Source organism: Nocardioides sp. CPCC 205120 (assembly GCF_048654585.1).
Lineage (GTDB): Bacteria > Actinomycetota > Actinomycetes > Propionibacteriales > Nocardioidaceae > Nocardioides.
The window spans coordinates 963,364-978,140 of sequence record NZ_JBMCYY010000001.1 but is presented as its reverse complement, the minus strand read 5'-3'; the positions used below and the strand labels follow the sequence as shown (position 1 = coordinate 978,140).

Annotated in this window: 10 protein-coding genes; 1 reads left to right on the top strand and 9 read right to left on the bottom strand. The window is 72.6% G+C overall.

Annotated features, from left to right (window positions below):
• Positions 1-15: 15 nt before the first annotated feature.
• From ACOACO_RS04535 to ACOACO_RS04495, 9 genes are all read right to left on the bottom strand, one after another.
• Positions 16-3,063 (bottom strand): glycosyl hydrolase, encoded by a 3,048-nt coding sequence (locus tag ACOACO_RS04535; protein ID WP_420295060.1) that lies wholly within the window; start codon positions 3,061-3,063, stop codon positions 16-18.
• A gap of 46 nt (positions 3,064-3,109) precedes the next feature.
• The gene (locus ACOACO_RS04530; protein ID WP_420295059.1) at positions 3,110-4,630 is read right to left on the bottom strand and encodes a rhamnulokinase; all 1,521 of its coding nucleotides are present in this window, start codon (positions 4,628-4,630) and stop codon (positions 3,110-3,112) included.
• Positions 4,631-4,770: 140 nt separating this feature from the next.
• Positions 4,771-6,810, bottom strand: coding sequence for a bifunctional aldolase/short-chain dehydrogenase (locus ACOACO_RS04525; protein WP_420295058.1), 2,040 nt, complete (start codon positions 6,808-6,810; stop codon positions 4,771-4,773).
• A 75-nt stretch (positions 6,811-6,885) separates the two neighbouring features.
• Entirely contained in the window at positions 6,886-8,049 is a 1,164-nt protein-coding gene (gene rhaI / locus ACOACO_RS04520) for an L-rhamnose isomerase (RefSeq protein ID WP_420295057.1), read from the bottom strand.
• The gene (locus ACOACO_RS04515; RefSeq protein ID WP_420295056.1) at positions 8,046-8,519 is read right to left on the bottom strand and encodes an L-rhamnose mutarotase; all 474 of its coding nucleotides are present in this window, start codon (positions 8,517-8,519) and stop codon (positions 8,046-8,048) included. Before ACOACO_RS04515 ends, rhaI begins: the two co-directional genes overlap by 4 nt.
• Positions 8,520-8,741: 222 nt before the next feature.
• Positions 8,742-9,764: a rhamnose ABC transporter substrate-binding protein gene (gene rhaS / locus ACOACO_RS04510; protein ID WP_420295055.1), complete on the bottom strand. Its 1,023-nt coding sequence runs from the start codon at positions 9,762-9,764 to the stop codon at positions 8,742-8,744.
• 43 nt (positions 9,765-9,807) lie between these two features.
• Positions 9,808-10,908 (bottom strand): ABC transporter permease, encoded by a 1,101-nt coding sequence (locus ACOACO_RS04505; protein WP_420295054.1) that lies wholly within the window; start codon positions 10,906-10,908, stop codon positions 9,808-9,810.
• Complete coding sequence (locus ACOACO_RS04500) at positions 10,908-11,975, bottom strand: ABC transporter permease (RefSeq protein WP_420295053.1); 1,068 nt, start codon at positions 11,973-11,975, stop codon at positions 10,908-10,910. Before ACOACO_RS04500 ends, ACOACO_RS04505 begins: the two co-directional genes overlap by 1 nt.
• A complete protein-coding gene (locus ACOACO_RS04495) occupies positions 11,972-13,564 on the bottom strand; it encodes a sugar ABC transporter ATP-binding protein (RefSeq protein WP_420295052.1) in 1,593 nt (530 codons plus the stop codon). The genes ACOACO_RS04500 and ACOACO_RS04495 overlap by 4 nt, the downstream gene beginning before the upstream one ends.
• A 133-nt stretch (positions 13,565-13,697) precedes the next feature.
• Here ACOACO_RS04495 and ACOACO_RS04490 point away from each other — a divergent pair, with 133 nt between their 5' ends.
• Complete coding sequence (locus ACOACO_RS04490) at positions 13,698-14,705, top strand: LacI family DNA-binding transcriptional regulator (RefSeq protein ID WP_420295051.1); 1,008 nt, start codon at positions 13,698-13,700, stop codon at positions 14,703-14,705.
• The last annotated feature ends 72 nt before the right edge of the window (positions 14,706-14,777 follow it).

The following is a 14,777-nucleotide window of genomic DNA, read 5'->3' as shown; positions in this document are numbered from 1 at the left end:
ACGCGCACGGGACGCTCACCTGACCTCCTGCTCGACGTACGGGACCAGCCGGACCGGGCCCAGCAGACCATAGTTCTGCCGGGTGGCCACGCCGTAGACCTCGGGGGTCACGGTGCGCAGCCGGTTGAGCAGCGTCGAGGCGACCTCGACCTCGATGGTGTTGCGACCGCGGCGCAGGCGGCGGCCCAGGTCGACCGTCGTCACCAGCGGGTTGCAGGGCGGCAGCTCCTGACCGTTGACGGAGACCTTGAAGGTGTCCTCCACGGCGCCGAGCTCGAGCAGCGCGCCCGTGCCCGTCGGCCACTGCTGGCCGAGGTCGATGGTCACGCTGTAGCGGCCGATGCCCGACACGTCCTCCAGCCCGGGGATCTGCGACCACGGCCGCAGGCCCTCGACCCGGGTACGACGGATGGTGCGGGTGGTCGTCGTGGCCGAGTGGCCCGGCGTCCAGTCCTCGATCTCGAGGTCCCAGGTGCCGAGCGTCAGCGGGGCGCGGACCGAGGCGATGGTCGTCGCCTTGGTGGCGCCCCCGGCCAGCGTGACCGTGTGGCGCCCGGCGGTCGAGGACCGCACCACGATGCGGCGCTCGTCGCCCGAGACGGCCTCGGCGGTGGTGGCCACGACGGAGACCGGGCGCTCGGAGCGCGCCGGCGCGGCGAGCACCACGACGTCGGACTCGCCCGGCTGCAGGTCGACCCGCACCCGCACCTTGTTCCCCGAGCGCTCGTGGAACGCGACGGGCGTCAGGGTGCCGCTCCAGGTGTCGAGGCGGTAGGGCACCGCGTCGGCGCGGGTGGCGGTCAGCCACACGTCCTGGGTGACGGGGGTGAGCCGACGGTTCTCGGCGTGCTTGGCGTTGGCCAGGTAGTAGAGGTCGACACCCCCGCCCTCGGCGAGCACCCGGCGCACCGACATGACCGTCGAGCGCTCGTGCGTCACGTCGGGGGTGACGCCCAACGCGGCCAGGGCGCCGGGCACGTCGGCGTTGGCCGTGGCCCCCACCGTGCGGGTCGTCGGCAGCGCCGCGACCGCGGCCATCTCGGCGCGGATCTGCGCCACGACCTCGTCGGACTCGATGCCGACCGGCTCGGCGAGGTTGGCCCAGTCGCCCATGAGGACGACCTTGAGGCCCGCCTCGGCCAGCTGGCGCACCCGGCGGGCGGCGGACAGCTCGATCGACAGGCGGTTGCCGCGGAACTGGTCGGGCCCGACGATCATCACCTTGTACGCCGGACCGTCCGGCGCCAGCCGGCCGTCCCGCACCGTCGCCAGCGGCAGGTCGAGCAGCGCGGGCGTGGCGAACGAGTGGGTCCATCCCAGCGGGATGCCGTCGTTCGTCGCCCACGGGGCGCCGATGCCGGTGGACGCCCAGCCCTTGGGCCGCAGGAACACGATGTCGTACTTCGGGACACCGGTCTGCAGCACCAGCTGGGTGCGCGCGAGGTGGGCCGCGATGCCGGGCATGTGCTGCCACAGCGGGGTGCGCGGCCCCCACGCCTCGCCGAACCCGATCGCGCCGTTGTAGTACGGCGAGAACGCGGCGAAGCCGGGCCACGTCACGCCCGGCGCGGTCGCGTGGGCGAAGCCGTGGAGCACGGCCATGTTGACGCCGCCGGCGTAGATGCTGTGGATCGTCTGGAGGGCCCGCTCCCACGTCGTGCTGTAGGCCCCGCCGTTGTAGCAGGCCGCCTCGCACGACAGGACGGTGCGACCGCCGAGGTCGCGGCCGCCGGCCATCACGCGGTAGTCGTCGAGGTTCTTGAACCCGAGGGACTCGGTCTCCGGCACGTCGACGACGGCGCTGTGCTCGACCGTGTCGGTCTCCAGGCCGTAGGGCTGCACGCGCAGGCCCATGTCGAGGGTGCGGGCGAAGGCCTGGATCGGCTTCAGGTGGTGGTCGCGGTAGAGGTCCGAGATCGTCTGGTTGACGTCGTCGCGCACCCGGATCGTCGTGGTCGGGTCGAACGCGAACTGGTAGCGCTCGTGGAACTCGAGGATGCAGGCGAGGTAGGGGCGCAGGTCGTAGCCGCGGCGCTGGGCGAACTCCTCGAGGAAGCGCGGCGTCCACAGCGTCGCCTCGGTCTCGATCTCGAGGGAGTCCTCGAAGAGGTAGCCGCCGCTCTGGCGCAGCAGGCGCCGCAGCTCGTCGTCGAGGATCGTCGACTCCCACAGGTCGACGACCGCCTGGGCGCCGAGCGGGGAGAAGTGGTCGACCACCCAGCAGCGGGGGTCGGTGTGCGGGCCGGCCTCGGGCTCCTGGCCCGAGCCGCGCTGCCAGTAGGCGAGCAGCTCCCACGGGCCCGAGCCGGCGGGCGCGGTCCACGTCAGCCGGTCGTCGACGACCTGGTCGGTGAGCTCGACGACCGAGGCCAGGTCGAGGACGGCCTCCGTGCGGGCGGTGGCCGGGGTGACGACGCGGGCGGCCTGGACGCCGATGAGCGTGCGGACCGTGGCGGCCTCGACCGGCTCGACGACCGGGTCGGGCAGGGCGGCGTCGTACGTCGCGCCCGCCTCGACCGTGGCGCGGCCGTGGACGAGCTCGCTGCACGCGCCCTCGTCGTCGGGGGTGACCGTGGGGACGGCGGCGGGCCAGGAGGGGCCGACGGTGATGTCGACGCGGACGCCGCGGCGACCGGCCTCGCCGAGGGCGGCCTTGACGCCGTCCACCCAGGCGCGGGTGCCCCAGCCCTGGGTGTCCAGCGGGATCTCGATCCGGCGGGCGCGCAGGCTGTGGGTGACGTCGGCGATCTCCACGGCGCCGAAGCCGGCCGCGGCGATCTGCTGGACCTCGAGCTTGATCTGCGCCGGGTCGACCGCGCCGTGCGGCCACCACCAGCGGAACCCGGCGGCGGTCGCCAGGCCGGGCGAGGCCAGGCTCCGGCCCAGCTCCTTCGGCAGGCCCGGGTGCGGGTTGCCGGCCGCGGCGGCCGGGGACGCCCCCGCGCCCGCCGCGACCCCGGCGACGCCGGCGGTGGCGACGGCGGCCGTCAGGAGGCGTCGGCGGTCGATGCGGGGGCCGGTGGGGGTGCTGCCGGGTCCGGCGGAGGTGACGTCGTTGTCCATGGGGGGTCTCCGAGAGGGGGCGGGGCCGCGGGCGGCCGGGGAGGGATCAGCCGACGGGTGTCGGCCGAGCGGGCTGGACGCGCTGCTCGGCGGCGGCCCAGTCGAGGTGGTCGCGCGGCTCGTAGCGGCGCAGCTGGTGGGTCTCGCGCAGCAGGGCGCGCATGGCGGTCAGGTCGGGGAGGTCCGCGCCGAGGGTGCGGGCCTGGACCAGCACGTTGCCGAGCGCGGCCGCCTCGCCGGGACCGGCCAGCACGGGGACGCCGACGGCGTCGGCCGTGAGCTGGCACAGCAGGGTGTTGTGCGTGCCCCCGCCCACGACGTGGAGCACGTCGAAGCCCTGGCCGGAGGTCTCGGCCGCGGCCCGCAGGTGGCGGCGGTAGGCGACGGCGAGCGAGTCGACGATGCAGCGGGCGACCTCGGCGCGGGTGGTGGGCACCGGTTCCCCCGCGGCCTCGGCGAGCGCCCGGATGCGGGCGGGCATGTCGCCGGGCGGCAGGAGGCTCGCGTCGTCGATGTCGACGACCGTGCGCAACGCGGGCAGCTCGGCGGCCTCCGCGAGCAGGCCCGGCAGGTCGACCTTCGAGCCGTCGCGCTCCCAGGTGTGCACCGACTGCGAGAGCACCCACAGGCCCATGACGTTCTTGAGGTAGCGGACGGTGTCGTCGACGCCGGCCTCGTTCGTGAAGTTCGCGGCCCGGGCCTCCTCGGTGAGCACCGGCTCGCGCAGCTCGAGGCCGACGAGCGACCACGTGCCCGAGGAGATGTACGCCGACCGCTCGCCCGCCTCCGACGGGACGCCGACGACGGCGGACGCCGTGTCGTGCGAGCCCACCGCGACCACGGGGACGGGCGGCTCGTCGGCGCCGCGGCCCAGCGCCGCCGACACGTCGGGCAGCAGCGTGCCGACGCGGTCGCCGGCCTCGCGCAGCGGCGGCAGGATCGACCACGGGATGTCGAGGCGCGCGGCGAGGTCGGTCGCCCACGTGCCGGTCGTGGCGTCGTACAGGCCCGTGGTGGAGGCGTTGGTGCGCTCCGCGCCGATCTCGCCGGTGAGCCAGTAGCCGAGCAGGTCGGGCAGCAGGAGCAGGGTCTGCGCGGACTCCAGCGCGGCCGTGCCCCGCGCGGCAGCGAGCTGGAAGACGGTGTTGAACGGCAGGTGCTGCAGCCCGGTGCGGGCGAAGAGCTCGTCGGCGGGGACGGTCTCCCACACCTGCTCCGGCACCCCGACCGTGCGGGCGTCGCGGTGGCTGTAGGGGTTGCCGAGCAGCACGCCGTCGCGGTCGAGCAGGCCGTAGTCGACGGCCCACGAGTCGATGCCGATCCCGTCGAGCGGGCCGGTCGCCGCGATGCGGCGCAGGCCGGCGACCACCTCGCGGTGGATGCCCAGCACGTCCCAGTAGAGCGAGCCGCCGGCGCTGACGCCCCCGTTGGGGAAGCGGTGCACCTCGGCCAGCTCGAGCCGCCCGGGCCCGACGACCGCCACCATGACCCGGCCGCTGGTGGCGCCCAGGTCGACGGCCGCCACCCGCAGGTCACCGGGGCGCGGGGTGGGCAGGTCGGGGGTCACGGCTCGTCCTCTTCTCGGTGCGGGGTGCGGGGTCGTGCGGGGCGTGCGGGTCGTTGCGGGGGTGTGCGGGGTGGGGTGGGGTGGCCCGGCGGCGGGCGGGATCGGCGCCCGCCGCCGGAGCCGTCAGGGGCTCCCCGCCGTCAGCGGAGGAACGCGGCGGCGACGCCCGCGTCGACCGGCACGTGCAGCCCGGTCGTGTGGGTCATCTCCGGGCCGCAGAGCACGAACACCGCGTTGGCGATGTGCTCGGGCAGCACCTCCTTCTTGAGGATGGTGCGCTGGGCGTAGAACTTGCCGAGGTCCTTCTCCTCCACGCCGTAGACCGCGGCGCGGTTGGCGCCCCAGCCCGAGGCGAAGATGCCGGAGCCCTGGACGACGCCGTCGGGGTTGACGCCGTTGACCTTGATGCCGTGGGCGCCGAGCTCGGCGGCCAGGAGGCGGACCTGGTGGGCCTGGTTCGCCTTCGTCGCCGAGTAGGCGATGTTGTTCGGGCCGGCGAAGACGGAGTTCTTCGAGGAGATGTAGACGATGTCGCCGCCCATCTCCTGGTCGATCATCACCTTGGCCGCGGCCTTGGAGACGAGGAACGAGCCCTTGGCCATGACGCGGTGCTGGAGGTCGAAGTCCTCACCGGTCGTGTCGAGCAGCGACTTCGACAGCGACAGGCCGGCGTTGTTGACGACCAGGTCGATGCCGCCGAAGGCGAGCACCGCGGCGTCGATCGCGGCCTGCACCGCGACCTCGTCGGAGACGTCCGCCGCCACGCCGAGGGCGACGTCGGCGCCGCCGATCTCGGCGGCCGCGGCCTGTGCCTTCTCCAGGTTCAGGTCGGCGATGACGACGCAGGCGCCCTCGGCGGCCAGCTTCTTCGCGGTGGCCTTGCCGATGCCGCCCGCGGCACCGGTGATGAGCGCGATGCGCGAGGCCAGCGGCTTCGGCTTCGGCATGCGCTGGAGCTTCGCCTCCTCGAGCGCCCAGTACTCGATGCGGAACTTCTCCGCCTCGTCGATGGGGGCGTAGGTCGAGAGGCCCTCGGCGCCGCGCATCACGTTGATCGCGTTGGTGTAGAACTCGCCGGCCACGCGGGCGGTCTGCTTGTCCTTGCCGAAGCTGAACATGCCGACGCCGGGGACGAGCACGATGAGCGGGTCCGCGCCGCGGATCGCCGGGCTGTCGGCCGTGGCGTTGCGGTCGTAGTAGCCCTGGTAGTCCTCGCGGTAGGCCTCGTGCAGCTCCTTGAGGCGCGCGATCGAGTCCTCGACGCTCGCCGACGCGGGCAGGTCGAGCACGAGGGGCTTGACCTTGGTGCGCAGGAAGTGGTCGGGGCAGGAGGTGCCGAGCGCCGCCAGGCGGGGGTGCTCCGCGGCGGCGAGGAAGTCGAGGACCACGTCGGAGTCGGTGAAGTGACCGACCATCGGGCGGTCCTTGCTGGCGATGCCGCGGATGGTGCCCGCGAGCGCGGCGGCCTTCGCCCGGCGCTCGGCCTCGGGGAGCGCGCCGTACCCGTCCAGGGCGGGGCCGAAGGGCTCCGCCTTGCTGTTCTCGGCGATGTAGGCCGCGGCGGTGTCGATGATCCACAGCGAGTTGGCCTCGGCCTCGTCGCTGGTGTCGCCCCACGCGGTGATGCCGTGGCCGCCGAGGATGCAGCCGACCGCCTGCGGGTTCTTCTCCTTGATGGCCGCGATGTCGAGGCCCAGCTGGAAGCCGGGACGACGCCACGGCACCCACACGACCTTGTCGCCGTAGATCTTGCTCGTCAGCGCCTCGCCGTCCGCGGCGGTCGCGATCGCGATGCCGGAGTCGGGGTGGAGGTGGTCCACGTGCGCGGCGTCGACGAGGCCGTGCATGGCCGTGTCGATGCTCGGCGCGGCGCCGCCCTTGCCGTGGAGGCAGTAGTCGAACGCGGCGACCATCTCGTCCTCGCGCTCGATGCCCGGGTAGACGTCGACGAGCGCCCGCATGCGGTCGAGCCGCAGCACCGCGAGGCCGGCCTCCTTCAGCGTGCCCAGGTCGCCGCCCGAGCCCTTGACCCACACGAGCTCGACGGGCTGGCCCGTCACCGGGTCCGTCTCGGTGCCCTTGGCGGACGTGTTGCCGCCGGCGTAGTTGGTGTTCTTGGGGTCCGAGCCCAGGCGGTTGGACCGGGCGATCAGCTGCTGGGGGACGGTGAGATCAGTCATCTCGGGTGGTTCCTCTGGGGTGTGAGGGTGTGCGGTCGGGTCGGTGCGTCCGGTGGGTGCGGCAGGTGGTGCGGGTCAGTTCCAGCCGACCTGCGTGCCGCCGACGCGGGAGGCCTCGAGGCCCTCCTGGTGGCCGCTCGCGGCGTACGCCTTCATCGGGTGCGCCGGCAGGCCGCGCTCCTCGCGCCAGGCGGCGAGGTCGGCTCGGATGTCGGTGGAGAAGGCGTCCATGAAGATCTCGTGGGCCTCGAGCACCTCGCCCGCCTCCTGCGCGGCGGTGAGCGCCTCGCGGTCGAGGAGCAGCGCCCGGGCCGTCATCTCCTGCACGTTGAGCACGGAGCGGATCTGGCCGGGGATCTTCTTCTCGATGTTGTGGCACTGGTCGAGCATCAGCGCGACGTCGGAGTCGGCGTCGAGGCCGCCCCCGCGGATGACCTCGACCATGATGCGGAAGAGCTGGAACGGGTCGGCCGAGCCCACGATGAGGTCGTCGTCGGCGTAGAAGCGGCTGTTGAAGTCGAACGAGCCGAGCTTCCCGAGCCGCAGCAGCTGCGCCACGATGAACTCGATGTTGGTGCCGGGCGCGTGGTGGCCCGTGTCGAGGCAGACCTTCGCGCGCTCGCCCAGGGCGCTCACCTGCACGTACGACGTACCCCAGTCCGGGACGTCGGTGTGGTAGAAGGCCGGCTCGAAGAACTTGTACTCGAGCACGAGGCGCTGGTCCTCGCCGATCCGGTCGTAGATCTTCGTCAGCGACTCGTGGAGGCGGTCCTGGCGGCCGCGCATGTCGGCCTGGCCCGGGTAGTTCGAGCCCTCGGCGAGCCAGATCTTCAGGTCGCGCGAGCCCGTGGCGTCCATGACGTCGATGCACTCGAAGTGGTGGTCGACGGCCTTCTGGCGGATCTTCGGGTCGGTGTGCGTCAGGGCGCCGAGCTTGTAGTCGTCGTCCTGGAACGTGTTGGAGTTGATCGTGCCGAGCTTGATGCCCAGGTCCTCGGCGTAGCGGCGCAGGGCCGCCCAGTCGTCCACGAGGTCCCACGGGATGTGGAGGGCGACGGCCGGCGCGAGACCGGTGAAGCGGTTGACGGTCGCGGCGTCCGCGATCTTCTCCTCCACCGAGCGCGGCGTGCCCGGGGTGCCGAACACCTTGAAGCGCGTGCCCGAGTTGCCGTAGGCCCAGGAGGGGACCTCGATCGCCAGGCGCTCGAGCGTCGGCGTGATGGCGGTGAAGCTGGTCATGCGGGGTCTCCCTCGGTACGGCGGCTCGCGGCCGCCGCGCTCTCGCTGTGGTCGGTGGGGCTCGATGCGGTGGTGCCCGGTGCGGTGGTGCCCGGCGCGGTGGCGTCGGCGGTGCGGGTGGTGCTGGTGGTCGCTGCGGCGAGCTGGTCCTCCAGGTGGAAGACCTCCTCGAGCCGCAGGAAGCCGGTGTCGGGGGCGGCGCCGTCGAGGTCGACGAAGAACTCGCCCATCTCGGCCTGCCAGCGGGCGTTGACCTCGGTGGCGGCCATGGCGGCCTGCGCCTCCTCGATGGTCGTGGTCACCTCGACGTACCCGATGAGCAGGCCGTCGGGACGCACGAAGAGGGAGTAGTTGCGCCAGCCGGACTCGTGGAGGGCGGCGAGCATGTCGGGCCACACGGCGGCGTGGCGCTCGCGGTACTCCGCCAGGCGGTCGGGCTTCACCTGGAGCTGGAAGCAGACGCGCTGCACGGGACCTCCTCGAGACGGGATTGAATCGTTTTAATCGTACGCCACCGCGGGGTTCCGGCCGGTCGCGGTGCCAGCGGTAGTCCTCGACTACCGCCGGCACCGCGAGCGCAGGTGGTGCGGTGGATCAGGTGGTGCGGTGGATCAGGTGGTGCGGTGGATCAGTGCTGCGGTGCTGCGGGTGGCCGCGGGCGGCCGGGGGTCGACGTACGACCTGATCGGGGATCAGAAGTCGAAGTCGCCGATGTTCTCCGACGTGAAGACGGTCGGGTCGCCCAGGAGGACCTCGCCGTCGGCGCCGACGGTGTACTCGCCCAGGTCGCCGGCGGTGAAGGTGTCACCCTCCTCGCCGGTGATGTCGCCCTCGACGAGCGCGTGGGCGGCGTGCGCGGCCAGGTAGCCCAGGTCCTCGGGGTTCCACAGCGCGAAGGACGTCACGGTGCCGTCCTCGATGAACTCGCGCATCTGGTTCGGCGTGCCGAGGCCGGTCAGCGCGACCTGGCCCTTGTACTGCGACGTCGAGAGGTAGCGCGCCGCGGCGGCGATGCCGACCGTGGTCGGGCTGATGATGCCCTTGAGCTCCGGGTTCGACTGCAGCAGCGCCGCGGTCTTGTCGAAGGACGTCTGGTCGTCGTCGTCGCCGTAGACCGTCTCGACGATCTCGATGTTCGGGTACGTCTCGGCGGCGTAGGACTCCATGAGCTCGATCCACGCGTTCTGGTTCGTCGCGTTGGCCGCGGCGGACAGGATCGCGACCTGGCCCTCCTCGCCGATCTGCTCGGCGATGAGGTCGACCTGCGTCTCGGCGATGCCCTCGGCGGAGGCCTGGTTCACGAAGATGTCGCGGTACTCGGGGTCGACGTCGGAGTCGAAGGTGACGACCTTGACGCCCGCGTCCCGGGCCTCCTCGAGCGCGGAGCCCAGGGCGGTCGGGTCGTTCGCCGAGACGACGAGCGCGCCGACGCCCTGCTGGGCCGCCGTGTTGATGAACGGGACCTGCGCGTCGGGGGTGGCCGTGGTCGGGCCGACCTCCTCGAAGGTGCCGTCGAACTCGCCGACGGCACGCTCGCCACCGGTGCTGGAGGCGTCGAAGTAGGGGTTGCCGAGGTTCTTGGGCAGGAAGGTGATGGTCGAGGCAGAGTCGCCGCCACCACCCTCGCCGTCGTCGGAACCGCAGGCGGTCAGGGCTGCACTCGCGGCGAGCGTGAGGGCGACGAGCGCGGAGACGCGCCGGGTGTTGAACTTCATCGTTCTTGCCTTTCGATGGTGGTGACGTCGATGTGCGACGAGATCACGCGGATGGGCGCCGTCCGAGGCGGCCGAGCGGCCCCTTCGCTCCCGTGGGCATGCGCCCCGAGGCCCACGCGAGGAAGCGGGGTGCCACGACCGAGGCCACGAGCAGGAGCCCGATGACGATGGTCGTGACGTTCTCGGTCTCACCCTGGAGGCGCATGGCGCTGGAGATGACACCGATGAGCAGGACGCCGGCGACGACACCGTGGAGGGCACCGCGGCCGCCGAAGATGGAGACCCCGCCGAGGAGCACGGCGGCGATCACCTGGAGCTCCATGCCCGTGGCGGCGTCACCGCGCGCCAGGTCGTAGCGGAGCGTGTAGTACACGCCGGCCAGGCCCGAGACGGCGCCGGCCAGCAGGAACAGGACGAGCTTGGTGCGGGCCACGTCGACGCCGCTGAAGCGCGCCGCCTCGTCGTTGAGACCGATCTCGTAGACCCCGCGGCCGAAGCCGGAGAAGTGCAGCAGGGCGGCGAAGACCACGGCCAGCACGAGGAAGACCACGAGCACCTGGGGGTAGCTGGACTCGCCGAAGCGCTCCTTGACCCGGTCGGTCCACGCCTCGGGGAAGCCCGTCTTGGCCTCGGTGCCGAGCAGGCCGACCGCGATGCCGCGGTAGAGGGCGAGCGTGCCGATGGTGACCGCGAGCGAGGGGAGCCCGACGTACCCGACGAGGAACCCGTTGAAGGCGCCGCAGAGCGCGCCGACCGCGATCGCCGCGAGGGCGGCCATCGGGAACGACAGGCCGGCGTCGGCGAACAGCACGCCGGTGAGCACGCTGGTCAGCGCGACCGTGCTCGCCACCGACAGGTCGATCTCGCCGGTGATGATGATCATGGTCATCGGCAGCGCGATGAGCAGGATCGGCATGAGGTCGAGGAACAGGTAGTAGACCGTCAGCGGGCCGTCGAAGTTCGGGACGTTGACGTTGGCCCAGACGAGCACCACGACGAGCAGCGCGATGATCGCGGTCTCACGGGTGAGCAGCCAGCGCTGCCAGGCCGGGCGGGCGTACGACGGGTACGTGCGAACCGCGCTCGCTCCGGCGCCCGGGCCCGACGGGGAGGTCGGGGCCTTCGTGGGGGTGGCGGCGGACATCAGCCTTCCCTCTCTTCGTCGAACTTGCGGGCCTGGCGCAGCGCGAGGATCCGGTCGAGGACGACCGCGCCGAGGATGAGGGCACCGACGACGGCGCGCTGCCAGAAGTCGGGGATGCCGAGGATCGGCAGCGCCCGGTTGATCGTCACGAGCAGGACCGCGCCGATGGCCGCGCCCCACACCGTGCCGGAGCCGCCGAAGATCGCGACGCCGCCGATGACGGCCGCGCCGACCGCCTGCAGCTCGATGCCGTTGCCGACACCGGAGCTGACGGTGCCGTAGCGGGCGGCGTGGACGACGCCGGCCAGGCCGGCGAGCGCGCCGCACAGGACGAAGGCGGTGAGCACGCGGGTCGGGACCTTGAGGCCGTAGAGCTTCGCGGCGTCGGGGTCGGAGCCGATGGCGTAGAGCTCGCGGCCCGAGCGGGCCGTGTGCAGGTAGTACCCGACGAGGGCCACCACGGCGACCGCGACGATCGTCAGCAGCGGGATGGTGAGGAACGACTTGGTGCCCAGCGCCAGGAATCCCGAGGGCATGTCGCTCGCGTTGATCCGGTCGCTGCCGGCCCAGGTGAGCATGATGCCGCGGTAGATGTACATCGTGCCGAGCGTGATGACGAGGGCCGGCACCTGGGCGTAGGCCACGAGCACGCCGTTGATGACGCCGAGGAACGCGCCGAGCGCGACGCCCGCCAGCACCACGACGATGATCGGGATGCCGGGCACGTCGATGAAGAGCCGGCCCGTCAGGTACGCCGTGAGCGCCATCGTCGAGCCGACCGACAGGTCGACGCTGCGCGTGACGATCACCATCATCTGGCCCGCCGCGAGCAGCAGCAGGATCGACGGCGTCAGCAGCAGGTCGCGCCAGCCGTCACCGGTCAGCAGGAAGCTGTCGTTGCGCACCGTCGCCACGGCGATGACCGCCAGCAGGAAGACGGCGACGGCGATCTCGCGGGAGCGCAGCGCGGCGCCGAGGGCGCCCCGGGCAGCGGCGCCGCGTCCCGGCGTACCGGCACCCGGGCCGGGCGCGGAGTGGGGCTCCGGCTTGGTCAGGGTGGCGCTCATGCGCCCACCTCCTTCAGGAGGGCGTCGGGCAGGACGGGGGCGAGCTCGCCGGTGGACTCGTGGCCGGCGGTGGCGGCCTTCATGACCGCCTCCGGGGTGGCCTGCTCACGGCTGAGCTCGGCGGTGATCTCGCCCTCGCGGACGACGAGGACGCGGTCGGCCATGCCGAGCACCTCGGGCAGCTCCGACGAGATCATGAGGATGGCGAGGCCCTGGCCGGCGAGGTCGGAGAGCAGGCGGTGCACCTCGGACTTCGTGCCGACGTCGATGCCGCGCGTGGGCTCGTCGATGATGAGCAGCTCCGGCTCGGTGGCCAGCCACTTGGCGATGACGACCTTCTGCTGGTTGCCGCCGCTCATCGTGGTCGCGGCCATGTCGAGGGCGTTGGTCTTCACCTCGAGGCGGTCGGCCCAGGGGGCGACGGCCTTGTTCTCCGCGGCCGTGGTGAGCAGGCCCAGCTTGTCGAGCTTCGTGCGGATGACCGCGGCGACGTTGTGCGCCACCGAGTTGTCGACGACGAGGCCCTGCTTGCGGCGGTCCTCCGGGACGAAGGCCATGCCGGCGGCGATCGCGGCGCGGGGGCGGCGGGGCTTGACCGGCTTGCCGTGCATGCGCACCGAGCCGGAGTCGTAGCGGTCGACGCCGAAGACGGCGCGCGCGATCTCGCTGCGCCCGGCGCCGACGAGGCCGGCCAGGCCGACGATCTCGCCCGCGCGGACCTCGAAGGAGATGTCGCGGAACGTGCCGGCGGAGCTGAGGCCCTCGACCTGCAGGACCGGCTCGCCGATGGTGGCGGGCTGCTTCGGGAAGAGCTCGCCGACCTCGCGGCCGACCATCATCTCGACGATCGCGTCGGGCGTGGTGGAGGCGATGGCGGTGGTCGCGACGTACTCGCCGTCCCGCATGACCGTCACCTGGTCGCAGAGGGCGAAGACCTCCTCGAACCGGTGGGAGATGAAGACCAGGCCGCGACCCTCGTCGCGCAGGCTGCGGGCCACGGCGAAGAGGCGGTCGACCTCGACGCCGGACAGCGCGGCGGTCGGCTCGTCCATGATGAGCAGGCGCGCGTCGAGCGAGATGGCCTTGGCGATCTCGATGATCTGCTGGTCGGCGATCGACAGGCCGAGCGCGGGGCGCTTCGGGTCGATGTCGACGCCCAGGCGCTCGAAGATCGAGCGGGTCTCGGCGAGCATCGCCGCCCGGTCGATGCGGCGGCCGCGGCCCTGGGGCTGGCGGCCCATGAAGATGTTCTCCGTGACCGAGAGGTCGGGGAACAGCGTCGGCTCCTGGTAGATGACGGCGATGCCGGCCGCCTTCGACTCCGCGGTCGACGTGAAGTCGACGTCGCGACCCTCGAAGCGCAGCGTGCCGCCGTCGCGGCGGTGGACGCCGGCGACGATCTTGATGAGCGTCGACTTGCCTGCGCCGTTCTCCCCCACCAGGGCGTGGATCGACCCGGGGTGCACGGTGATGGTGCCCGACCGCAGCGCGGCGACGGGACCGAAGGACTTCCGCACGTCGGCCATCTCGAGCACCGGGGTCGCCGGTGTCGCGGCCGGCGCGGACGCCTTCGTCAGGGGGTCAGGCATGGGACCTGCTTCCTCGTTCGGGGGAACTCCCGCTCGGTCTTAAATCGTTTCAATATGAGCGGCGTCACGCACGCTATGACGGCAGTCACGGCACTGTCAACCGGATCGGTTGAATCGTGTTAACGTCCGCGACATGCCGGAGGCCCAGGTGCGGGACGTCGCCCGCCTCGCCGGTGTCTCCCCCGGAACCGTCTCCAACGCGCTCAACCACCCGGAGAAGGTCTCGCCCGCCACGCGCGAGCGCATCCTCTCCGCGATCACCGAGCTCGGGTTCGTGCCGAACAACGCCGCCCGCCAGCTGCGACGCGGCACCAACGCCAGCATCGGCATGATCGTGCTCGACATCGCGAACCCCTTCTTCACCGCCGTCGCCCACGGGGTCGAGCAGCGCCTCTCGGAGGTCGGTCGCCCCCTCGTGCTCGCCAACAGCGGGCAGAACCACGAGCGCGAGGTCGCCTACCTCGACCTCTTCGCCGAGCAGCGCCTCTCCGGCGTGCTCGTCACCCCCGCCGGCCAGGTGCTCGACCGGCTGCGGCGCCTGCGCGACCGGGGCACCGCGATCGTCGTCGTCGACCGCAAGACCGGCGCCCGGGAGTTCTCGTCGGTCTCCGTCGACGACTCCCTCGGCGGCACGCTCGCCACCCGCCACCTCCTCGAGATCGGCCGCCGCCGCATCGCCTTCATCGGCGGGCCCGAGGACCTCAGCCAGATCGAGCACCGCCTCGGCGCCGCCCGCGCCGCCGTCGAGGGGCACGGGTCCGGCGAGATCCTGCACCTCGACGTACCCACCCTCGACGTCGAGGCCGGCCGCACCGGCGCCCGCGAGCTGCTCGACCTCCCCGCCTCCCGGCGCCCCGACGCGGTCTTCGCGGCGAACGACCTCATCGCGCTCGGCGTGCTGCAGACGCTGACGCTGCGCGGCGTGCGCGTGCCGGACGACATCGCGCTCGTCGGCTACGACGACATCGACTTCGCCGCCGCCGCCGCCATCCCGCTGACCTCCGTGCGCCAGCCCGCCGTCGCCATGGGCGCGGCCGCGACGTCGCGGCTCCTCGACGTCATCGCCGACCCGGCCGGGTCGCAGGTCGAGCACATCGTGCTGGAGCCCGAGCTGGTCGTGCGCCGCTCCACCGTCGCCTGAGGGGTACGGCGGGACGCCGGGCGCGCCCGGGATGCACCGATCGCGGCGAACGGCGCCCGATCCGGCCCCCGG

Coding starts and splice junctions, on each gene's coding strand:
- ACOACO_RS04535 (WP_420295060.1), bottom strand. CDS start 3,063: ATGGACAACGACGTCACCTCCGCCGGACCCGGCAGCACCCCCACCGGC.
- ACOACO_RS04525 (WP_420295058.1), bottom strand. CDS start 6,810: ATGACTGATCTCACCGTCCCCCAGCAGCTGATCGCCCGGTCCAACCGC.
- rhaI (WP_420295057.1), bottom strand. CDS start 8,049: ATGACCAGCTTCACCGCCATCACGCCGACGCTCGAGCGCCTGGCGATC.
- rhaS (WP_420295055.1), bottom strand. CDS start 9,764: ATGAAGTTCAACACCCGGCGCGTCTCCGCGCTCGTCGCCCTCACGCTC.
- ACOACO_RS04505 (WP_420295054.1), bottom strand. CDS start 10,908: ATGTCCGCCGCCACCCCCACGAAGGCCCCGACCTCCCCGTCGGGCCCG.
- ACOACO_RS04500 (WP_420295053.1), bottom strand. CDS start 11,975: ATGAGCGCCACCCTGACCAAGCCGGAGCCCCACTCCGCGCCCGGCCCG.
- ACOACO_RS04495 (WP_420295052.1), bottom strand. CDS start 13,564: ATGCCTGACCCCCTGACGAAGGCGTCCGCGCCGGCCGCGACACCGGCG.
- ACOACO_RS04490 (WP_420295051.1), top strand. CDS start 13,698: ATGCCGGAGGCCCAGGTGCGGGACGTCGCCCGCCTCGCCGGTGTCTCC.